The organism is Streptomyces sp. Y309, assembly GCF_056712025.1.
The window spans coordinates 1708054-1729081 of sequence record NZ_CM160048.1 but is presented as its reverse complement, the minus strand read 5'-3'; the positions used below and the strand labels follow the sequence as shown (position 1 = coordinate 1729081).

Genomic DNA, 21028 nt, shown 5'->3' with positions numbered 1-21028 from the left:
GCTCGAATGACCTCATGCGCAACTGTGCCCCGCACCTCGCCCTGACCCTCACCACGGCCGCCCTCTGCACCCTCGCCGCCGCCCCGTCCGCGTACGCGCGAGACGTCACCGCCGACGTCACCCCCAAGCACGCCGCCCCCGGCGAACAGGTCACCGTCTCCGTCACCTGCCCCGCCACCGGCGGCAGCCCGCCGCAGACCATGGACGCGAGCTCCCAGGCCTTCGAGCACGGCACGGTCCAGCTCCAGCGCGTCCAGCACAACCAGCCGCACCAGCAGAACCAGCAGAACCAGCCGAACCAGCCGAACCAGCAAGCCCCGCAGAACCAGCACTCCGAGGACAACTCCCCGTACCCCCAGTACAACGAGAGCAACGAGAACGGTCAGTACGACAACGGTCAGTACGACGAAGGCGTCGGCCCGTCCGAAGGGCTCGACCCGTTGGAAGGAGTCGACCCGTCCGCGGGGCTCGACGGGTCGGAAGGGCTCGACCGGTCGGAAGGGCTCGACGGGCTCGACCCGTCCGGCTCGCCCGGACTGCCGGGCCCCGCCGCCGCCGACGGCGGCATCACCTACCACGGCACGGCCCGCGTCGCCGCCGCCGCGTCCTTCGAGGGCGGCGGCCCGAACGCCGTCGGCGCCGACTCGGAGTGGGCCGTCGACGGCACCTGCCACGGCGACGGCCAGTGGAAGGCGACGTTCACCGTCACCCGGACCGCCCACACCCCCACCCATCACCCCACGCACGCCGCCACCCACACGGCTCCCGCCGCGGCCCGTGGTGTGCACGCCGGCCGTCAGGGCGGCTTCAGCGACTCACCGGCGGCCCTGGCCGCGGGCGCCCTCCTCGTCGCCGGGGCCGTCGGCGCCGCCGTGCACCGGCTGCGCCGCGACCGCGCCTACCCCCGCTGACCGCCGGACAGGTCGACCCGCAGGCCACCGGACGATGGACCGGCGCCACCGTGGGTACGCAGACAACCGACGGCAGACAGACGGTCACCGGAGCGCACGGAGGTACCCATGCGGCGGACGGACCACGAGGGCCGCGGCCGCGTCCGGTACGGCCCGCCGCTGCCGGAGCCGGGCCTTCCGGTACTCCCTGAGCTGGCCGCCGTGCTGGCCTCCGCCGCCGGCCACTCGCACGCGCAGCCGCCCGGCGGCGACCCGGTGCTCCTCGACGCGGCGAGCGGCTACTTCTCCCGGCGCGGCCTGCCCGCCGAACGCGGCCACGTCGCCGCGGCCCCCGGCGCCGCACCGCTGCTGCTCGCGCTCGCCGCCGCGACCGGCGGCGACGTCCTGCTGCCCCGCCCCTGCGCCGCCTGGTGGGAACCGCAGGTGCGGCTGCTCGGCCGGTCGGTGTACCACGTGCCGACGCCCGCCGAATGCGGCGGCGTCCCCGATCCGTACGCCCTCCTGGAAACGGTCCGGCGGGTCCGCGCCGAGGGCGGCGCGCCGCGCCTGCTCGTGCTGTCGGTCGCCGACGACCCGACGGCCACCGTGCCGCCGCCGGAGCTCGTGCACGAGGCCGTCGAGGCCGCCGCCGGGGAGGGCCTGCACATCGTCAGCGACGAGACGTGGCGCGACACCCTGCACCGCCCGCACGAGACCGTCCTGGTCGGCCCCGCCGAGATGGCCCCCGGACGCGTCACCGTCGTCTGCGACCTGTCCGGCGCCTTCCTGCCGCCCGCCCTGCCCGCGGCCATCGCCCGCTTCCCGGCGGACGGCCCCGGCACGGCCCTGCGCGCCCGCGTCCTGGACGTCCTCACCGCGCTCGGCGCGTCCCCCGCCGCGCCGGTCGCCGCCGCGGCCGCGTACGCACTCGGGGAACCGGACGAGATCACCGCCCGCCTGACCGCCGCGACGCGGCTGCACGCGCGCGTGGCCGGCGCCGTCCGGGACGCGGTCGTCGCGGCGGGCTGTTTCGTGCCGCCCCCGTGCGCGGGCCGGCACCTGTACGCGGACCTCGGCCCGCTGCGGGCCGCGCTCGGCGCGCATGGCGTCGGCGACGCGCAGGAACTGGAGGACTTCCTCCAGGAACTCCTCGGCATGCCCGCCCCCGGGGGCCACCGCTTCGGCGACGACATCGGCGCGCTGCGCGTCCGCCTGTCCACGGGGCCGTTCCTCGGCGCGGAGCCGCGGGAGCGGCTGGCCGCGCTCGCCGCCCCAGAGCCGCTGGAATTGCCGCACGTGGAACGGGCGTTGACCTTGTTCGGATCGGCCTTCGACGATCTCCGCGCAGAAGCACAGCGATGGGAGCCTCCTCGGTGACGCAGCAGACACAGCAGCAGCCACGGGACACGGAGCGGGCACAGCAGGCAGGGCAGGCACAGCAGACACAGAAGACACAGGAGACGCAGGAAGACCTGGACGAGGCGTCCGGAGGGGGCGTTGCCGCGGGGGCGGTGCCCCCTCCGGACGCCCCGTCCGTCCGGAGCACGCGGGCCGCCGTCAGGACCGGCACCGCCCTGCCCGCACCCCGCACCTTCGGCATGGTCCGGCTGTGGCCGAGGTCCTTCACCGACCGGCTCACCGCGCCGCTGCCCGGCCTGAGGGCCTTCGCCCGGTTCGCCCGCGAGGGCGCGCTGCGGCCCCGGCCCGAGGGGCTCGCCGACATCCCGCGGCTGCCGTACGAGCCGGGGCCGCTGCCGCGCGTCGACTCCCGTACGGTCGCCGTGACCTGGGCGGGGCACGCCAGTTGGGTCGTGCGCGTCGGCGGGCTCACCGTCCTCACCGACCCCGTCTGGTCCCGGAAGATCCTCGGCACGCCCGCCCGCGTCACACCCGTCGGCGTGGCCTGGAGCGCGCTGCCGCGCGTCGACGCGGTGGTCATCAGCCACAACCACTACGACCACCTGGACGCGCCCACCATCAGGAGACTCCCGCGCGACACCCCCGTCTTCGCCCCCGCGGGCCTCGGCCGCTGGTTCACGCGCCGCCGCTTCACGCGTGTCGTCGAACTCGACTGGTGGGAGGGCGCCGAACTCGGCGGCGTCCGCTTCGACTTCGTGCCCGCGCACCACTGGTCGAAGCGGGGGCTGCGGGACACGTGCCGTTCGCTGTGGGGCGGGTGGGTGCTGACCGACGGCTCCGGTCAGCGGGTGTACTTCGCCGGGGACACGGGGTACGGGCACTGGTTCTCGCGGATCGGGGAGCGGTACCCCGGGATCGACCTCGCGCTGCTGCCGATCGGGGCGTACGAGCCGCGGTGGTGGCTGCGGGACGTTCACTGCGATCCGGAGGAGGCGGTGCGGGCCGCGCTCGATGTGGGGGCGCGGCGGATGGCCCCCATGCATTGGGGGACGTTTCTGTTGTCGGCGGAGCCAGTGCGTGAGCCGCTGACGCGGGTGCGGGATGCCTGGGCGGCGGCTGGGCTGGCCCGGGGTGATCTGTGGGATCTGGCTGTGGGTGGGTCCCGGGTGCTCGGGGGCTGAGGTTTTTGTCGCGCTGCGCGCTCGTCCTCAAACGCCGGACGGGCTGAAATACCTCGCCCTCGGCCTTCAGGTGCCGGACGAGGTTGAAATGGCTCCCGCAAGCCTTAGGTGCCGGACGGGCTGGAATGGGTTCTTCGTAGGCGTCTCCGTACCGTCGGGGCCGCGCTGATGGCGAGCGTTAGGCCGACCGCCAGTGCCACGCCCTCCCAGGGCTCCTTGAAGAGGGAGCCGCCGAGGATGCCGATGAGTTGGTACGTCACCGCCCAGGCCAGGCAGGCGGGGAGGTTGCCGCGGGCGAAGCGGCGTACCGGCATCTTCGCGAGGAGGCAGGCCAGCATGACCGGGATGCGGCCCGCGGGGACGAGGCGGGACAGGACGAGGACGAGCACGCCGTGGTCGTCGAGCCTGTCCTGGGCCCGCCGCAGCCGCTCCTCCGGGGCGCGGTCGCGGATGGCCTCCAGCCAGCGCGAGCCGTTCTTGGAGCGCATCCCGCGCCGCCCCAGCCAGTAGAGACCCATGTCGCCCACGAACGCGGCGAACGAGGCCACGCCGAACACGATGAGCAGCGCGAAGGGCGAGGTGTCGGTCTGGTGGAAGGCCACCACCGCGGCCGAGCTCACCAGCGCGCCCGTCGGCACGACCGGCACCAGCGCGCCGAGCACCACGAGCAGGAACAGGGAGGGGTAGCCGACCGCCTGCTGGGTGGATTCCGGCGTCACCGTCGCCGCGGCGGCGAGGATCATCGGGCGACCTCCGGCCGCACCGACTCGCCGTGCCCGAGCCGGTGCACGGCGACGTCCGGGGCACGGCGGGCGGCCTGCCGTACGAACTCCTCGCCGGGGCCGTGGAATTCGTGCGGCCGCACCGCGTCCATGCCGATCGGCCAGTATGTGCCGTAGTGCACCGGCACCGCGCTGCGCGGCGCGATCCGGGCGAGGGCCTCGGCGGCCAGGGCCGGGTCGAGGTGGCCGTGGCCGAGGTAGGGGCCCCAGCCGCCGACGGGAAGCAGTGCCACGTCGACGGGCCCCACTTCGTCGGCCATCGCGTCGAAAAGACCGGTGTCCCCGGCGAAGTACGTACGGGCCCGGCCCTCGACGACGTAGCCGAGGGCGGGGGAGCGGTGCGGGCCGAGCGGCAGCCGGCGCCCGTCGTGCAGGGCGGATACGACGCGTACGACGACTCCGCGGCCGCCGCTGTCGTCGCTCACAGGCACCTCGTCGCCCGGCGCGACCTCCGTGAACCGCAGGTGGGAGAGCCTGCGCAGGCCCGGCACCGAGCGGGGCGCTCCGCGCGGGACCAGGACGCGGGTGCCGGGGGCGAGGCGGGCCAGGGACGGCACGTGCAGATGGTCGGCGTGCAGGTGGGACAGCAGGACGACGTCGGCGAGCGCGGCCTGCGGGGGCGGCAGCGCGCCCCGGCGGCGGCGCAGGTGCGCGAGGCGGCGCGCGAAGAGAGGGTCGGTCAGGACACGGATGCCCGAGTCCTCGACCGTGCACGTGGCATGACCCCACCAGGTGACCGTGACGTCCGCCCGCACCCGTTCCTCCTTCGTGTGACTGTCTCCGAGCCTACGGCCAGGAGTAGTGTCGACGGCTGACGGCCGAGGTGAGGGGACGCCATGGGACACGCCGGGGGGGCCGCGCGAGCGGTGCGGGTCGCGGCCATCGCGAGCCTGACGCCTCTGGAGGAGCTGGACGCCGATCCCTTCCTGGTGGACTCGCGCAGCCAGCACGCCATGTGCGCGCGATGGGCTGCCGCGCAGGGGTACGTGGTGACGCGGGAGCTGGTCGTACGCGGCCTGCGCGCCGACCACGCCGTCCTCTGGAACGACGTGGACGCCGGCCTCGTCGACCTCTTCGTGGTCCCCTGCCGACGTGTCCTCGAGCGGGCGCTGCGGTCCGCCGACGAGTTCACCGCCGAGTGCGCGCGGCGCGGGGTGCGCATCGAGACCGCGGGCTTCGCGGAGCCCGCGTACGACTCCCGCATGAAGGCCCACGTTCACCGCAGGCTGTCGATGCCGACGGCTGGCTACGACGGCTGCTGATTCTTTCTGGCGCGGGCGCCTTGTGCGGCTTCTCTCCGCCGCTCCGCGGCGGCTCTCCCGCCCGCCCACCCGTTGCCGTGGGCCCCGGGGTGCTGCCCCGCGGGGGATGCCTGACCGTCGGCCCCGGGTCCCGCGTCCTGGGCGGGTCCGCTGCCGAGGTCACCTCGCCCGCCGCCGCACCGCGCCGCCCCCGGGGCCAACAGCGCCGCCCACCCCGGGGCTCCGGGTACAACAGCACCGGTCCCCAGGCCCCCTGGGCCCCACGGTCACGCCTCCCCCCCCGCGGGGCAGCACCCCGGGCCCCACAGTCACGGGTGGGTGGGAGGGAGGACCGCCGCGGAGCGGCGGGGAGTGGCCGCGCGGTGGCCTGAGGGGCCGACAGCGCCGCCTCCCCCGGGGGGAGTACCCCGGGTCCCACAGTCACGGGTGGGCGGGTGGGGGAGCCGCCGCGGAGCGGCGGAGGGAAGCCGCGACGGTGGGACAGGCCGCCCCGGCAAGACGGCCCACCCCGCCCCGGGGTCACCCGCTGAAGGCCCACGGCCTGTGACACGCTGGGGGCAGAGAACAAGCACGTGAGGTGGGCGGACGCGGTGCGCGAAGGGCGTTGGCGAAGACTGGGTCGCGCACTGTGGCGCGTCATCGCCGTGTGGGGGGTGAGCACGCTCACGATGCTGGCCCTCGCCGGCATCCTGCCGGACTTCAAGCTCCAGTCGGACGACGGCGACAGCGCCACCCGCATCGCGATCACCGCCGCCCTGGGCGCGGGCGCCTTCGGCCTGCTGTCGGCCCTGGTGTGGCCGCTGCTCGTGCGGGCCCTGCTCCTCGTACCGGCCCTGGTCCTCGGCCTGCTCAACTTCTTCCTCAACGGCTCCCTGCTGCTGCTCGCCCTGCGCCTCATCCCCGACGGCCGCGGCGACGCCAACGCGGAGACCGCCGTGGTCGTCGCCGCCGTGATGTCCGCCGTCGCCTCCGCCACCGGCGGCGCCCTGGCCGTCCGCGACGACGACGCCTACCGCCGCCGCCTGTACCGCCTCGCCGACCGCAGGCGCCGCCGCGCAGACGGCGCGTACAGCCCGAGCACGCCGGGCATCCTGTTCCTCCAACTCGACGGCGTGGGCCACGACGTACTGAGGGACGCCGTCAGCAAGGGACACATGCCGACCGTCGCCCGCTGGCTCGGCGAGGCCGCGGCGGGCGAGGGCAAGGAGACACCGCCCCCGCCCCCCACGCACCGCCTCACCCCGTGGCGCACCGACTGGTCGAGCCAGACCGGCGCCAGCCAGCTCGCCATCCTGCACGGCAGCAACTTCGACGTCCCCGCCTTCCGCTGGTACGAGAAGGACTCCGGCGAGGTCATGGTGTCCAACCGGCCCGCGTCCGCCGTCGAACTCCAGCGCCGCGCCGTCGCCCGCACCGGCGACCCGGGCCTGCTCGCCGACGACGGCGCGAGCCGCGGCAACCTGTTCAGCGGGGGAGCGGACCAGCTCGCCCTCGTCCTGTCGATGGCCGCCCGACGCGGCAAGGAGAACCGCTCCCGCGCGGGCTACTTCGCGTACTTCTCCGATCCCGCCAACGCCGTCCGCACCGCCCTCTCCTTCGTCGCCGAGGTCGGCCGCGAGATCGGCGAGTCGACCCGCGCCCGGCTGTGCCGACGCCGCCCGCGCGTCAGCCGCGGCGGGCTCTATCCGTTCATCCGGGCCTTCGCGACCGTCGTCGAGCGCGATGTCGTCGTGGCCGCCGTCATCGGCGACATGCTCGCCGGGCGCGCCGCCGTCTACGCCGACCTCGTCGCGTACGACGAAGTCGCCCACCACTCCGGGCCCACCGGCGGCGACGCCGAGAAGGTCCTGCGCCGCCTGGACCGCTCGCTCGCCCTGGTCGCGCAGGTCGCCGACCACGCGCCCCGGCCGTACCGCATCGTGCTGCTCTCCGACCACGGCCAGAGCCCCGGCGAGACCTTCCGCGCCCGCTACGGCCTCACCCTCGGCGACCTCGTCCGGGCCGGCTGCGGACTGCCCGTGCCCCGCAAGGCACGGCGCACCCACAGCGGCGCCGAGGCCCGCTCGGCCGTGCGCGCCGCGCTGCGCCGGCCCGTCGAGGAGGGCGCGGGCGAGCACCGGCCGCGCCGCGTCGCCGAGCCGATCGTCCTGGCCTCCGGCAACCTCGGCCTCGTGTCCTTCCCCGACGTGGGGCACCGTCTGACCCGCGAGGAGATCGACCGCCGCCACCCGGCGCTCCTGCCGACCCTCGCCAACCACCCGGGCATCGGCTTCCTGCTGGTCCGCAGCGAGGAGCACGGGCCGCTCGTGCTCGGCGCGCGCGGCGCCGAGATCCGTCTGGACGACCCAGAGGGCACCGAAGACCCTGCCGACCCCGAAGGCCTCGGTCCGCTCGCCGACTTCGGGCCCGGTGCCGCCGACGCCGTGCGCCGCACCGACTCCTTCCCGCACGCCGCCGACATCATGGTCAACTCCTGGTACGACCCGGAGGAGGGCGAAGTCCTCGCCTTCGAGGAGCAGATCGGCTCCCACGGCGGGCTCGGCGGCGCCCAGTCCCGCCCGTTCCTCCTCGCCCCGCTCGCCCTGTCCCCGGCCGTCGAGGACGGCGGCGAACTCGTCGGCGCGGAGGCCGTGCACGCCGTGCTGCGCCGCTGGCGGGACGAGGAGAGCGGCCGCGCGGCCCCGGCGGGCTCCTCGGCGACACCGGCGGAAGCAGCACCCGCGGATTCCCCGACGTCCCCGGCGCCGACGGCCCTTCCGGTCGCCGACCACGCCGTACAGGACCCAACTCACTGATCCGGGAGACACCTTGGGCAGCGGCAGCACCGGCAGCAGCGGCAGCACCGGCACCACCCTCGCCGAGGCGGACTGGAAGCTCCATCAACCGGCTGTGTTCGGCGTGGCCTACCGGGTGCTCGGCTCGGTCGCCGACGCCGAGGACGTCGCCCAGGACGTGTGGCTGCGGGCCGCGGCGGCCGACCTGTCCCAGGTGCGGGACCTTCGGGCCTGGCTGGTCACGATCGCCGCGCGCACGGCGTACAACGTGCTGAAGTCGGCGCGCGTGCGGCGGGAGAGCTACGTCGGCCCGTGGCTGCCGGAGCCGCTGCTCACCGGCCCTGACGCCGCCGAGCCCGTCCTGGTCGACGAGTCGGTCGAAACCGTCATGCTCCACATGATGGAGGAGCTGGTCCCGGCGGAACGGGTGGCGTTGGTGCTGCACGACGTCTTCGACGTGCCGTTCGACCGGATCGCGGAAGTCCTCGACCGGTCACCGGCCGCCAGCCGCCAGTTGGCGTCGAGGGCCCGACGGCGCCTGGCGACGGTGCGGGAGCGTCCGCGGGCGTCCCGGGCCGAGCGCGAGCGGGTGCTCACCGCCTTCCGCGCCGCCTCGGAGAGCGGCGACCTCGCGGAGCTGGTGCGACTGCTGCACCCCGACGCCGTGTACGTCGCCGACGGCGGGGGCAAGGTCGTCGCGTCGCGCAGGCCCGTGCACGGGGCGCACACCATCGCCAACCTGTCAGCCCACCTGGCACACCGGCTGCCCGGCGTCAGGATCGAGCCGGTCGAAGTGGGCGGAGAGCCCGCGTTGGCGACGTACCACGACGGCGCGCTCCGCTGGATCGACTGCTTCGACATCGTCGACGGGCGGATCACGACGCTCTGGCGGGTGGCCAATCCGGAGAAACTTCCGCGCGCCGGTCACAACTGACGTCCCCGCGTTGTCTCCCTGACGGACCCACAGAGGGAACCGAGCCAAGGAGACATACATGAACCACATCGTCATCGCCGGCGGTGGCTTCGCGGGCGTATGGAGCGCCGCCTCGGCCGCACGGGTACGCGGCGACGCCGCCCTGCGGATCACGCTCGTCTCGCCCAACGAGGACCTGGTGCTGCGGCCGCGGCTGTACGAGGCCGAGCCGGAGCGGGCGGTGGTGCCGCTCAAGCGGATCCTGGAGCCCGTCGGAGTCGAGCACGTGCGGGCCGCGGTGACGGAGATCGACACCGCGGCTCGTCACGTGGTCACCGGCGACGGCGACGTACTCCGCTACGACCGCCTGGTGCTGGCGACGGGCAGTCGGCTGATCCGCCCGGAGATACCCGGCGCGGAGCGCGTCTTCGACATCGACACCTTGGACGGTGCCGTCGCCCTCAAGGACCACCTGCGCGGCCGGACGGGCTTCACGGCGGTGGTCGTCGGCGCCGGCTTCACCGGCCTGGAGATCGCCACCGAGCTGGCCGGGCGGGGCCGGGTGATCCTGGTCGACCGGAACACCGTTGTCGGCCCGGAGCTCGGTGCGGGGCCCCGCCCGGCGATCGAGGCGGCGCTGGAGCGACTGGGCGTGGAGCGGCGCCTCGGCACCACCGTGGCCGCCGTGGCGGACGGGGGCGCGCGCCTTGCGGACGGCACCTGGATCGAGGCGGACGCGGTGATCTGGACCGCGGGCCTGCAGGCCAGTCCGCTCACCGCGCAGATCGAGGGCGCCCGGGACCGGCAGGGCCGGCTGGAGGTCGACCCTCAACTGCGGGTCTGCGGAGACGTGTTCGCGGCGGGCGACACCGCCGCCGCGCGCTTCGACGCCGACCACTTCACCGTACAGAGCTGCCAGCACGCGGTCCCGCTGGGGAAGACGGCGGGCCACAACGCCGCCGCCGATCTGCTCGGGCTGCCGCTCATCGACTTCGCTCCCGGCCCCTACGTCACCGACATCGACCTCGGCGCGGCCGGCGCGGTCTTCACCCGGGGCTGGGACCGGCAGGTCGAGTCCACCGGGGCCGACGGGAAGCTGGTCAAGAAATGGATCATGGAAAAGATCCATCCGCCCGTCGACGACGCCGAGGCCATCCTGAACGCGGCGGACTACGTGTACGTCGAGATTCCCGGGGCCCACGAGCTGTGAGGGCATGAGCCGGAGCGCGGTGGCCGGACCACCACGGGTCCGGACCACCACGGGTCCGGACCACCACGGGTGCCGCCGCTCCCGGCTAGCCGGCGCGGGTGCCGCCGCGGGCGGTGATGTGCGGGGGAGGCTCGATGCCGTCGGGGAGGAGGGGGTCGGCTTCGGGCTCGCCCCATGTGGATGTCAGCGGCAGGGTGCCCGCCCAGATGCCGAGGGCGGCGTCGGGTCCGTCTCCGTCGTCGGGCCCACCGGTGGCCGTTTTGACGGACGCCTCCTCCAGGGAGAGCGCGAGCAGCGCGGTCGCCGCCAGTTCCTTGCGGTTGGGCCGGCGCGCGTAGTCCCACTGTCCGGGCGTCGCGTGCTCGGTCAGGCGGCGCAGGGCGGCCAGTTTCTCCTCCGGGTCGGTGACGAGGCGCGGGACGCCGTAGATCATCGCGCTGCGGTAGTTGACGCCGTGCTCGAAGACCGAGCGGGCCAGGACCAGGCCGTCCACGTGCGTGACCGTCACGCACACCGCCGCCCCGGGCGAGGCGACCAGGCTGCGGCTGGCGACGGAGCCGTGGAAGTAGAGGTGCCGGCCGTCACTGCCGTAGACGGTCGGCACGACCATCGGGACTCCGTCGACGACGACTCCGAGGTGGCAGACGAATCCCGCCTCCAGGATGGCGTCGAGCCGGGCGCGGTCGAGGCTTCCCTGCTCGCGCAGGCGGCGGTGGCGGGTGCGGGCCGTCTCGGGGAGTGCGGAGGGCAGTTGATCGTTGTTCATGCCTCGTAAGCTAGCGATATCAACTGTTGTAGCACCAGTGAACGACGAAATTAGTTGCTACTGAATCGCAATCGCGCGGATACCGTTGCCTGGGTGCTGTCGGCGTCAGGCCCTTTCTCATCGGTGCCCGAGGGTCGAGAGGCTTACGGGTTCGCGTCGAGGGGCTCACCTGCGCGTCGAGGGGATTACTGCCGCGCGCTTGCGACGCAGGAGATCCTTCGCCCGGACCGGGCCCGCGACCGCAGCATTCCCGGCAACTTGAAGCACGCCTTCCGGCCGGTGACGATGTGCAGCGGCCCGGCGATCCCGGCCGCACGGCACAACGAGAGGCGCACCACCCCATGCACGACACCGGAACCGTTTCCCCGCCGGCTCCGGCCCCCCACCAGGAGGAACGCCTCTCCGAGCAGGAGTTGCTTCAGGACGGCGACGGCAAGCACGCCCGCCGCTTCGGGCTCCCTGTCGCCACCTGCCTCGTCATGGGCAACATCATCGGCGGCGGCATCTTCCTGCTGCCCGCCTCCGTCGCGCCGTTCGGCACCATCAGCCTGGTCGCGTTCGCCGTCCTGACGGCGGGCGCCATCGCGCTCGCGCTGGTCTTCGGGCGGCTCGCGCGGCGCGACCCGCGCACCGGCGGCCCGTACGTGTACGCGCGCGAGGCCTTCGGCGACTTCGCGGGATTCCTCGCCGCCTGGTCGTACTGGATCACCACCTGGGTGTCGAACGCCGCGCTCGCCGTCGCCGCCGTCGGCTACCTCGACGTCCTCATACCGGTGGCGGACCACAAGTGGACCGCCTGCCTCGCCGCCCTCGCCCTGCAACTGCCGCCCGCACTCGCCAACTTCGCCGGAACCCGCTATGTCGGCGCCGTACAACTCGTCGCCACCGTCCTGAAGTTCCTGCCGCTGCTGCTCGTCGCCATCGGCGGTCTGTTCTTCTTCGACACCGCCAACCTCGGCCCGTTCCAAGCGAGCGACGAGGGTCCGGTCGGCGCGGTGTCCGCGTCCGCCGCGATCCTGCTCTTCTCGTACCTGGGCGTGGAGTCCGCCGCCGTCAGCGCCGGCGAGGTGCGCGACCCGCGGCGCAACGTCGGACGCGCCACCGTCCTCGGCACGCTCGGCGCCGCCCTCGTCTATCTGCTCGGCACCCTCGCCGTCTTCGGCACCGTCGCGCACGACAAGCTCGTCGCCTCCACCGCGCCGTTCTCCGACGCCGTGAACGCGATGTTCGGCGGCTCCTGGGGCGGCACGGCCGTGGCGCTCGCCGCGCTGGTCTCCATGGTCGGCGCGCTCAACGGCTGGACGCTGCTGAGCGCCCAGACTCCGTACGCCGCCGCGCGCGACGGGCTGTTCCCGAGCGCCTTCGCCAAGAAGCGGCGCGGCGTGCCGGTCGTCGGCGTCCTCGTCACCGTCGTCCTCGCCTCGCTGCTCACCGTCTACAACTACACCGCCGGTCCGTCGGGCGCCTTCGAAGTCCTGGTGCTCGTCACGACGTTCACGGCGACCGTGCCGTATCTCCTCGCGACCGCCGCGCAGATCTACTTCCTCGCCTCCGGGCAGCGCGAGCGCGTGGACCGCGGCCGCCTGGTGCGGGACGCCGTCCTCGCCGCGCTCGCCTTCGGCTTCTCCATGTGGCTGGTCGCCGGGGCCGGGTACGCGGCCGTCTACCAGGGCGTGCTGTTCCTCTTCGCGGGCGTCCTCGTGTACGCGTGGATGGCGGCCCGCAAGCAGCGGGCCGCCAACCAGTAGCCTCCCTTACCGTGTCGGCAGCCTCCTTTACCGTGCCAGCGGAGCCGTCACCCAGCGCTGGGTCCTGATGCCGTCCTCGGGTCCGATCTCGATGAGCTTGCGGGCGGCCGGGTAGGCCTCGTTGCCCTCCACCTCGTAGCCCACCTGGAACGTGCCCGGCACGTCCCTGACCTCGGGCTGCCGCTCCGGCGAGACCGCCGACGGGTAGTCGGCGCCCGCGCCGGCGGCGCGGACCGCCAGCTCGGCGAGCAGGCGCTCCTGCGCGGCGGCCAGGGCCTCGTCCGGGTCGCTGGGCGCGGCCTGCGGCGCCCGCGCGCCCTCGGCCGTCGGCGGCGCGACCTGGCTGCTCGGCTCACGCCGCGCGCTCGTCGCCTGCCGGGTGGACAGCTGCGCCTGCACGACCGTGCCGTCGTTGTCGAGAGCGACCCGGATCACGCCGCGGTCCGGTGTGATGACGGGAACGCCGTCGAAGGCCTGCCGGAACGTGACGTGCGTCTGGAGGGACGTGGGGGCGCCGATCTCCGAGCCGTCCTTGGTGCCGGAGTTCTGCATCAGGTCGTGCACACCGTCGACGACCAGCTCGGCGCCGTCGGCGTGCTCCTCGGCGAAGGCACGCGCCAGCTCGACGGCCCGGTCGGTGGGCAGCGCCGTGGTGTTGCGCCGGTTGGGCTCGGCGAGGCGCACCCAGCGCACCGCGCGCGGGCCCGTGGAGGCGACGCGGTCGCCGGAGGTCGCGCTGAGCACGCCCTGGTGGTCGACCTGCACCTCTTCGAGCGCGGCGGCGGGGAAGGACGCGATGCGCCCCGCTTGGGTCAGCTCGGCGCTCGGGTCGCGCGGCGCGAGCTGCACGGTCTGCGTGCCCTGCGGCAACGCGGTGAGCTGCTCGGCGAGCGACGCACGCGCGTTGTACCAGCGCCACGCGTACCAGTTGTCCGGCACGGCGTCGCGGAAGAAGGTCCGTTCGGTGTTGAGGCGGTTCTCGGCCTCGGCCTGGGTGGCGCCGACCGCGCACACGGACGGGGCCTGGTTCTTCCAGATGTCCCAGCTCGCGTTCAGCCAGGCCTCGGCGTACGTCTGCCCGGCCACCCACTTGTCCCAGAACTTCCTGCCGTAGTCCGGGTGGTCGATGCTGGTCGTCTCGAAGCCGAAGATCATGCGGAAGCCGACGTTGGGCCCGGCCCAGGTGCGGATCGGCGAGTGCCCGCCGAGCACCCGCAGCGAGAAGCACGTCGACCAGAAGACGTACTTCGCCTTCTCGTTGCCGAGTGCCATCCGGTTGGAGTACGCGCGGGTGCGGCCGTCCCAGGCCGCGCCGAGCGGCGCCTCGAAGACGCCGTTGCCGTCCATGTTGCCGTGGCCCGAGTGGTACACGGCGCACACCGCGTCCATACCGTAGCGGTCCTGCCAGTTGTCGAACGTCTCCTCGTACGCCCACACCTGGACGCCGCCGTCGGCGAACCAGAAGTTGCGGTCGTAGAACTTCTGCGGATACGCCAGCCAGCCGGTGGCGTCCTCGTGCGTGTAGCGCAGCGCCGACGCGTCGGCGAAGTTCTCTACGCTGAAGGCTCCCCACCAGCCGAACGTCGAGTCCCGCTCACCTGCCGCGCCGGGTTTCTCCGGCTCCACCGGAGACGGTCCGCGGTCCACGTAGATCATGCGCATGGCCTTACCCCCTGGATGATCTCCCCGTCGTGTGGCTGAGAGCCGCGCGGTCGAGGGGGCCTAAAAGTGTCACCGCGGGAGGGCCTTGCACAGTTGCCATTCCGGCCATAGGAACCGCGTCACGAGCGTGCCCCGCCGCCCCAGCCGCCCCTGTGGCCGGGGACGGCGTCGCCCCACTGTTCGTATCGGCCCCGGGCACCAGCGCGGCCCCCTCGAACACAGCGAGGGGGCCGCGCGGTTGGCGGGAAACGGAGGGTGTCTACTTGCCGTCGTCCACGCGCCGTCCACGGCGTCGTGCACCGCTCCGTCCACTCGGCCCGTCTACCGGCCGAGGTAGGCGCGCAGAATCTTCACGGTCGACGTGTTCCCCTGCCTGTCGGTGACCTCGGCGCGGAAGGAGACGCCCTTGCCGCGCGCCGGGTTCTTCACCTCGGCCCGGCCGCCCTCGACCTTCAGCTCCTTCCAGGTGCGGCCGTCGTCGTAACTGGCGTACGCGCGCAGGGACTTGAGGTTGCCGCCCGCCGCGTGACCCTGGACGGTGACCGGCACGGACTGCCGCACGCCCGCCGGGGCCCGGCTGTCCAGGCCGAGCCTCGGCCCGAAGCGGACGGTGGACACGGGCAGCCGGTCCTCCCCGGTCACGTGCCGGGAGCGGAACGTCCAGCTCGCGTCGGTACGCGAGGACACCGACGCCAGCCTCGGGGAACGGGTGACGGACGCCGTCAGCCGGTACTCCGCGTCGCCCGCCGGGACCTTGAAGGTCTCGGCGCCCGTCACCGCGTCGTTCTTCTCGGCGATCTTCACGCCGTCGCGGTACAGGACCGACTTCTCCGAGGTGTAGCGCGTCCAGCCGGGGTGCCCCTTGCCGTCGGCCACCACGGGGACGCGGCCGCGCAGTTCGTCGCCTTTGCGGAAGACACCCATGCCGGGGCCGAGACGCGGGCCGAAGACGCCGGTGTTGAACGTCTCCGTGTAGGTCCGCCCGGCGCGGTAGGTCTTCGGTTCGTTCTCGAAGTAGCCCTCATTGACCCGCTCGCCGTCCGCGTCCCTGTCGCCGTACTGCCCCACGTCCATGCCCCACTTCGCTCCGTCGAGCGTGGACACGTACGCGGTCGTGGTGCGCGGCAGCTTCTGCTGCGGCAGGATCGGCGAGATGCCGCCCGCCTCCGGGAGGTATCCGGCCACGGAGAGCTCGCCCCACTTGCCGGGCGCCGACGCCCCCGTACGGACCTTCACGGTGGCGAAGTCGCCCGCCTTGAGGTGCCGGGTGTAGCCCGTCGCCAGCTTGCTGACCCTGCCGCCGAGCAGCAGGTCGTAGCGCGTGTCGGCGCCCTTGCGCCAGGTGCCGAGCCACTGCTGGCCGAGGCCGTCGGGGACGGCGGGGCCGAGGTGCGCGGTGCGCAGGCTCCGGAAGGAGCTGATGTTGAGGGCGCCCAGTTCGTTGCCCGCGTAGGTGTAGCGGGTGTCCATGAACACGAGCTTGGCGGCGCGGTCCGGGACGGTGATGTCGACGGGTTTCGCCTTGCGGGCGTCGAGCGTCACCGTCATCTTCCGGTCGACGGTGAGTTTCGGCCGGACCAGCCAGTCGGCGCCCTTGTCGCCGTTCTCGGGGTCGACGTACATCGCCGTGTCCAGCAGGTAACTGCCCTTGGCCACCCGGACCTTGACGGTGCCGGACGGGCTGTGCGGCTGCAGGTTGATGCCCTTGTCGCCGCCCGTGACGCCGTGCAGCAGCATCTCGTAGTGCGGCGCGGGCCGCCCGTCGCGGCCGACGGTCTTCAGGGTCACCTCGTGCCCCTCGATCTCGCGCTCCACGACGGCCGCCGTGCGCACGCTCTGCCCGCCGCCGCTCGCCGTGACGTACGCCGCGTACGTGCCGTTGACCGCGCCGCCGGGCCTGGTGTCCGCGACGAGGCCGACGGCGGCGGTCCCGCCCGCCCGGACGGTGACCTGCTTCTTGCCGAGCGTGAAGAAGCCGTCGGGCGCCGGGCGGCCCTTGGGGTCGAGGCCGGTCACGTCGAGGTCGAGGGTGACGTCGCGGTCGCCGAGGTTCCGGTACGTGACCTTCTTGGTGACCGGCTTGTCGTCGGTGTGCGCCCACAGTTGCTCGCCGAAGTCGAGGGACGTCGGCCGGGCGATCACGGTCTGGTCGACGGCCCTGTCGACGGCGATCCGGCCGGAGCCCTGCTCGAAGGGGCTGTACGCGCCGCCCTTCGCGGACGCCGTCAGGGCGCCCTTCAGCTCGGCCTGCTTCCAGGCGGGGTGGCGCTGCTTGAGCAGCGCGGCGGCGCCCGCCGCGTGCGGGGCCGCCATCGACGTTCCCGAGATCGTCAGATAGCCCTCCGGGTTCTGGCCGACCTCCTTCTCGATGGCGCTGCCGGGGGCGGCCGCCGCCGTGATGCCGACGCCCGGCGCCGTCACGTCCGGCTTGATGGTGCCGCCGCCCGCGCGCGGGCCCCGGCCGGAGAAGTCCGCGAGGCCGTCACCGTCGTCGACCGCGCCCACCGTCAGGGCGGACTTCGCGCTGCCCGGCGAGTCGACCGTGCCGGGCCCGCCCTCGCCGCTGTTGCCCGCCGACACGGCGAAGAGGACCCCCTTGTCCGCCGACAGCTTGTCGACCGCTGCCTCCAGCGGGTCGGTGCCGGGCTCGTCGCCGCCGCCGAGGCTCAAGTTGACGACGTCGGCGCCCTGGGCGGCCGCCCACTCCATGCCCGCGATGATCCCGGAGTCGCCGCCGGAACCGTCGTCGGCGAGCACCTTGCCACTGAGGATCTTGGCGCCGGGCGCCACGCCCTTGAACTTCCCGCCGGACTTCGCGCCGGTGCCCGCCGCGATCGACGCGACGTGCGTGCCGTGGCCCACGCGGTCCTTGGCGTCGGGCGACGTGGAGAAGTTCTTCTGGGCGACGACCTGCCCCGACAGGTCGGGGTGCGTGGCGTCGACGCCCGAGTCCAGGACGGCGATCTTCACGCCCTTGCCGTCGTACCCGGCCTCCCAGGCCTTCGGCGCGCCGATCTGCCGGACGCTCTTGTCGAGGCTCGCCCTGCGCGTGCCGTCCAGCCACAGGTGGCTCACTCCCGAGGCCGCGGCGGTCCGCGCCCCGCGCCGCTCGGTGAGCGCCTTCCACAGCGCCGCGGCGTCCTCCTTCGGGGTGGTGATCGCGTCCGCGTTCAGCGACGGCAGGCTCCGGCGCACCGCGGTGTCCCCGGCCGCCCGCACCCCCGCCTTCGCCCCGCGCGCGGCCCCCGCATAGCCGACGATCAGCTTCAGCCCTCGCTGCTGGGACCGGCGATTCGCCTTGCGGGCCAACTCTGTTACGTCGAAGAGGCGTTGGTCGACCTTGCCCTCGGCGATCAGCCGCTGCGCGTCGTACGGCAGCACCAGGGTGTGCCCGTCGAAGGTGCGGGTGCGCACGGGTATGCGCTCGCGGCCCTCGGCGGGTTCGAATCCGGTCACGCGGCCCTCGCCGTCGACGGTGACGCGGTCGCCGGTGACCAGCGTGAGCCGGTGCGCGGGACCTGCCTGCGTGAACCCCGCCTGCGCGGACCCCGGCTGCGCGGCGGCCGTTCCTGGTCTCCCGCCGTCCGGTGCCGCGCGGCCCGGGTCCGCCGACGCCGGGCCGGTCGCGCCCGCCGCCAGCGCGACGGCCGCCGCCGTGGTGACGGCGGCCGTGCGGGCTCTTCTTTTGTGTTGGCGCACATTTCCCCCTGTCCGGTTCAACTTGGTGACATAGACGGGGAGTTGAGGCCCAGGGTTGCTCGTGGGGCGACCGCGCGGACCCGCCCGGGTGATCCTTCTTACGATCCGTGCGCCCGCCCGAGGCGCCGATTTCACCCGGAGTGTGATCGGATGGACTCCACGGAACTTCACCGAAGGGATTTGGCATCGTGGCTACCACGCGCTCCGCACACACGGTCTGGGAAGGCAGCCTGACCGAGGGCTCCGGCACCGTCACCTTCGACTCCTCGGGCATCGGGCAGCAGGCCGTGTCCTGGCCCTCCCGGGCCGAGCAGGCGAACGGCAAGACCAGCCCGGAGGAGCTCATCGCCGCCGCGCACTCGAGCTGCTTCTCCATGGCGCTCTCCCACGGCCTCACCGGCGCCGGCAACCCGCCCACCAAGCTCGTCACGTCCGCCGACGTGACCTTCCAGCCGGGTGAGGGCATCACCGGCATCCACCTCACCGTCGAGGGCGAGGTGCCCGGGCTCGACGAGGCCGGTTTCCTCGCGGCCGCCGAGAACGCCAAGGCGAACTGCCCGGTCAGCCAGGCGCTCACCGGCACGACGATCACGCTCACGGCCAAGCTGGCCTGAGCCGCCCCCGCGGCAGCGCGGCGAAGCCGCCGACCGGTGCGACCGGTCGGCGGCTTCGCCATGTCCGGCCCGGCGTCCGGCCCGTGTGGCCGGTGTCCGACCCCACTGCCCCGCCCCGGCTCCGCACCAGACGGAGCACGCGGCATTGACAACAGGCCGCTCAAGTTTTGTGATGGAAGGTGGAGTAGCGGCGCGTCGGAAGGGGTTGTTGGACATGGCACGTGCGGTCGGGATCGATCTCGGGACGACGAACTCGGTGGTGGCCGTCCTGGAGGGCGGCGAGCCAACCGTCATCGCGAACGCGGAGGGGGCCCGCACCACTCCGTCGGTCGTCGCCTTCGCCAAGAGCGGCGACGTCCTCGTCGGCGAGGTCGCCAAGCGCCAGGCGGTCACGAACGTGGAGCGCACCGCGCGCTCCGTCAAACGCCACATGGGCGACGGGAGCTGGCGCTTCCCGGAGAGCGGATCCGGCGCCACCATCGACGGCACCCGCTACACCGCGCAGGAGCTGTCCGCCCGCGTGCTGCAGAAGCTCAAGCGGGACGCCGAGTCCTACCTCGGCGAGGACGTCACCGACGCGGTGATCACCGTGCCCGCGTACTTCGACGACACCCAGCGCCAGGCCACCAAGGAAGCCGGGGAGATCGCGGGCCTGAAGGTCCTGCGGATCATCAACGAGCCGACGGCCGCCGCGCTCGCGTACGGCCTGGACAAGGGCGAGGACCAGACCGTCCTCGTCTTCGACCTGGGCGGCGGCACCTTCGACGTGTCGCTCCTGGAGATGGGCGAGGGCGTCATCGAGGTGAAGGCCACCAACGGCGACACCCAGCTCGGCGGCGACGACTGGGACCAGCGGATCGTCGAGTACCTCGTACGCCAGTTCAAGAACGCGCACGGCATCGACCTCGGCAAGGACAAGATGGCGCTGCAGCGGCTGCGCGAAGGCGCCGAGAAGGCGAAGATCGAGCTGTCCTCGTCCAGCGAGACCGACATCAACCTGCCCTACATCACCGCGTCCGCCGACGGCCCGCTGCACCTCGCGGAGAAGCTGACCCGGGCCCAGTTCCAGGAACTCACCTCCGACCTGCTCGACCGCTGCAAGAACCCCTTCCACCAGGCCGTCAAGGACGCCGGCGTGCAGCTCGCGGCGGTCGACCACGTCATCCTCGTCGGCGGCTCGACGCGGATGCCCGCCGTCGGCGACCTGGTCAAGGAACTCACCGGCAAGGACCCGCACAAGGGCGTCAACCCCGACGAGGTGGTGGCCCTCGGCGCCACCCTGCAGGCGGGCGTGATCCGCGGCGACGTGAAGGACGTGCTGCTGCTCGACGTGACGCCGCTGTCCCTCGGCATCGAGACCAAGGGCGGCATCATGACCAAGCTCATCGAGCGCAACACCACCATCCCCACGCGGCGTTCGGAGACCTTCTCCACCGCCGAGGACAACCAGCCCTCCGTCGGCATCCAGGTCTTCCAGGGCGAGCGGGAGATCGCCGCGTACAACAAGAAGCTCGGCGTGTTCGACCTCACCGGGCTGCCGCCCGCACCCCGCGGCGTACCGAAGATCGAGGTCACCTTCGACATCGACGCCAACGGCATCATGCACGTCTCCGCGAAGGACGAGGCCACAGGCCGCGAGCAGCGCATGACCGTCACCGGCGGCTCCGCGCTGCCCAAGGACGACATCGACCGCATGGTCCGCGAGGCCGAGCAGTACGCGGAGGAGGACCGCAAGCGCCGCGAGGCCGCCGAGACCCGCAACCAGGCCGAGCAGCTCCTCTACCAGACCGAGCGCTTCCTGCGCGACAACGCCGGGGACGAAGGGCGCGTGCCCACCGACACGAAGGCCGAAGTCGAGGCCGCGGCCGCCGAGTTGAAACCGCTGCTGGACGGCGACGACACCCAGGCCATCCGGGCCGCCGCCGAGAAGCTCGCCGCCGTCAGCCAGAAGATGGGGCAGGCGATGTACGCGGCCGCGCAGGCGAGCCAGGAGGGCGGCGGGGCGCAGGACACCGCGCCGCCGCAGGGCGACACCGGGGCGCAGGGCGGCGCCGACGAGGGCGTCGTGGAGGCGGAGATCGTGGAGGAGGACGACCAGGAAAAGCCGGACGGCGGCAAGCAGGACGGCGGCGCGGGCGGGCAGGACACCAAGCCCTGACCCCGCCCCA

Annotated in this window: 15 protein-coding genes; 10 read left to right on the top strand and 5 right to left on the bottom strand. The window is 73.4% G+C overall.

Going from position 1 to position 21028, the window contains the following annotated elements; all coding sequences use genetic code 11:
* Positions 1–14: 14 nt before the first annotated feature.
* From AC0KTA_RS06120 to AC0KTA_RS06110, 3 genes are all read left to right on the top strand, one after another.
* Positions 15–911, top strand: a complete 897-nt coding sequence (locus tag AC0KTA_RS06120) for a hypothetical protein (protein WP_481054080.1) — start codon at positions 15–17, stop codon at positions 909–911.
* 108 nt (positions 912–1019) lie between these two features.
* The gene (locus tag AC0KTA_RS06115; protein WP_481054079.1) at positions 1020–2267 is read left to right on the top strand and encodes an aminotransferase class I/II-fold pyridoxal phosphate-dependent enzyme; all 1248 of its coding nucleotides are present in this window, start codon (positions 1020–1022) and stop codon (positions 2265–2267) included.
* Complete coding sequence (locus AC0KTA_RS06110) at positions 2249–3430, top strand: MBL fold metallo-hydrolase (protein ID WP_481054078.1); 1182 nt, start codon at positions 2249–2251, stop codon at positions 3428–3430. The genes AC0KTA_RS06115 and AC0KTA_RS06110 overlap by 19 nt, the downstream gene beginning before the upstream one ends.
* Positions 3431–3534: 104 nt before the next feature.
* Here the strand turns inward: AC0KTA_RS06110 and AC0KTA_RS06105 are convergent, their stop codons facing one another.
* Positions 3535–4173 carry a DedA family protein gene (locus tag AC0KTA_RS06105; RefSeq protein ID WP_481054077.1) on the bottom strand — a complete coding sequence of 213 codons (639 nt, stop codon included), beginning with the start codon at positions 4171–4173 and terminating at the stop codon, positions 3535–3537.
* Complete coding sequence (locus AC0KTA_RS06100) at positions 4170–4967, bottom strand: MBL fold metallo-hydrolase (protein WP_481054076.1); 798 nt, start codon at positions 4965–4967, stop codon at positions 4170–4172. Before AC0KTA_RS06100 ends, AC0KTA_RS06105 begins: the two co-directional genes overlap by 4 nt.
* A gap of 81 nt (positions 4968–5048) precedes the next feature.
* Here AC0KTA_RS06100 and AC0KTA_RS06095 point away from each other — a divergent pair, with 81 nt between their 5' ends.
* The 4 genes from AC0KTA_RS06095 to AC0KTA_RS06080 all read left to right on the top strand — a co-directional run bounded on the left by AC0KTA_RS06095 (position 5049) and on the right by AC0KTA_RS06080 (position 10371).
* Complete coding sequence (locus AC0KTA_RS06095) at positions 5049–5474, top strand: hypothetical protein (RefSeq protein WP_481054075.1); 426 nt, start codon at positions 5049–5051, stop codon at positions 5472–5474.
* Between the two features lie 590 nt (positions 5475–6064).
* On the top strand, positions 6065–8269 hold the full coding sequence (locus tag AC0KTA_RS06090) for a phage holin family protein (protein WP_481054074.1): 2205 nt from the start codon (positions 6065–6067) through the stop codon (positions 8267–8269).
* Positions 8270–8282: 13 nt separating this feature from the next.
* Positions 8283–9182: an RNA polymerase sigma factor SigJ gene (gene sigJ / locus AC0KTA_RS06085; RefSeq protein WP_481054073.1), complete on the top strand. Its 900-nt coding sequence runs from the start codon at positions 8283–8285 to the stop codon at positions 9180–9182.
* Between the two features lie 58 nt (positions 9183–9240).
* Positions 9241–10371 carry an NAD(P)/FAD-dependent oxidoreductase gene (locus AC0KTA_RS06080; protein ID WP_481054072.1) on the top strand — a complete coding sequence of 377 codons (1131 nt, stop codon included), beginning with the start codon at positions 9241–9243 and terminating at the stop codon, positions 10369–10371.
* Positions 10372–10456: 85 nt separating this feature from the next.
* On the opposite strand, the gene AC0KTA_RS06075 is transcribed toward AC0KTA_RS06080, so the two are convergent.
* Complete coding sequence (locus AC0KTA_RS06075) at positions 10457–11137, bottom strand: pyridoxamine 5'-phosphate oxidase family protein (RefSeq protein ID WP_481054071.1); 681 nt, start codon at positions 11135–11137, stop codon at positions 10457–10459.
* Between the two features lie 341 nt (positions 11138–11478).
* Between AC0KTA_RS06075 and AC0KTA_RS06070 the strand changes: the two genes are divergently transcribed.
* Positions 11479–12885: an amino acid permease gene (locus tag AC0KTA_RS06070; RefSeq protein ID WP_481054070.1), complete on the top strand. Its 1407-nt coding sequence runs from the start codon at positions 11479–11481 to the stop codon at positions 12883–12885.
* 27 nt (positions 12886–12912) lie between these two features.
* Here AC0KTA_RS06070 and AC0KTA_RS06065 read toward each other — a convergent pair whose 3' ends face one another.
* Both AC0KTA_RS06065 and AC0KTA_RS06060 read right to left on the bottom strand, forming a co-directional pair.
* Positions 12913–14547 (bottom strand): DUF6345 domain-containing protein, encoded by a 1635-nt coding sequence (locus tag AC0KTA_RS06065; RefSeq protein ID WP_481054069.1) that lies wholly within the window; start codon positions 14545–14547, stop codon positions 12913–12915.
* A gap of 321 nt (positions 14548–14868) precedes the next feature.
* Positions 14869–18246, bottom strand: coding sequence for a S8 family peptidase (locus AC0KTA_RS06060; RefSeq protein ID WP_481054068.1), 3378 nt, complete (start codon positions 18244–18246; stop codon positions 14869–14871).
* A 188-nt stretch (positions 18247–18434) separates the two neighbouring features.
* Between AC0KTA_RS06060 and AC0KTA_RS06055 the strand changes: the two genes are divergently transcribed.
* Both AC0KTA_RS06055 and dnaK read left to right on the top strand, forming a co-directional pair.
* Positions 18435–18860 carry an OsmC family protein gene (locus AC0KTA_RS06055; RefSeq protein ID WP_481054067.1) on the top strand — a complete coding sequence of 142 codons (426 nt, stop codon included), beginning with the start codon at positions 18435–18437 and terminating at the stop codon, positions 18858–18860.
* Positions 18861–19074: 214 nt separating this feature from the next.
* Positions 19075–21018, top strand: coding sequence for a molecular chaperone DnaK (dnaK, locus tag AC0KTA_RS06050; RefSeq protein ID WP_481054066.1), 1944 nt, complete (start codon positions 19075–19077; stop codon positions 21016–21018).
* The last annotated feature ends 10 nt before the right edge of the window (positions 21019–21028 follow it).

What these genes read in the sequence shown, in the direction of transcription:
- AC0KTA_RS06120 (WP_481054080.1), top strand. Translation starts at nt 15, where the DNA reads ATGCGCAACTGTGCCCCGCACCTCGCCCTGACCCTCACCACGGCCGCC.
- AC0KTA_RS06115 (WP_481054079.1), top strand. Translation starts at nt 1,020, where the DNA reads ATGCGGCGGACGGACCACGAGGGCCGCGGCCGCGTCCGGTACGGCCCG.
- AC0KTA_RS06110 (WP_481054078.1), top strand. Translation starts at nt 2,249, where the DNA reads ATGGGAGCCTCCTCGGTGACGCAGCAGACACAGCAGCAGCCACGGGAC.
- AC0KTA_RS06105 (WP_481054077.1), bottom strand. Translation starts at nt 4,173, where the DNA reads ATGATCCTCGCCGCCGCGGCGACGGTGACGCCGGAATCCACCCAGCAG.
- AC0KTA_RS06095 (WP_481054075.1), top strand. Translation starts at nt 5,049, where the DNA reads ATGGGACACGCCGGGGGGGCCGCGCGAGCGGTGCGGGTCGCGGCCATC.
- AC0KTA_RS06080 (WP_481054072.1), top strand. Translation starts at nt 9,241, where the DNA reads ATGAACCACATCGTCATCGCCGGCGGTGGCTTCGCGGGCGTATGGAGC.
- AC0KTA_RS06075 (WP_481054071.1), bottom strand. Translation starts at nt 11,137, where the DNA reads ATGAACAACGATCAACTGCCCTCCGCACTCCCCGAGACGGCCCGCACC.
- AC0KTA_RS06070 (WP_481054070.1), top strand. Translation starts at nt 11,479, where the DNA reads ATGCACGACACCGGAACCGTTTCCCCGCCGGCTCCGGCCCCCCACCAG.
- AC0KTA_RS06065 (WP_481054069.1), bottom strand. Translation starts at nt 14,547, where the DNA reads ATGCGCATGATCTACGTGGACCGCGGACCGTCTCCGGTGGAGCCGGAG.
- dnaK (WP_481054066.1), top strand. Translation starts at nt 19,075, where the DNA reads ATGGCACGTGCGGTCGGGATCGATCTCGGGACGACGAACTCGGTGGTG.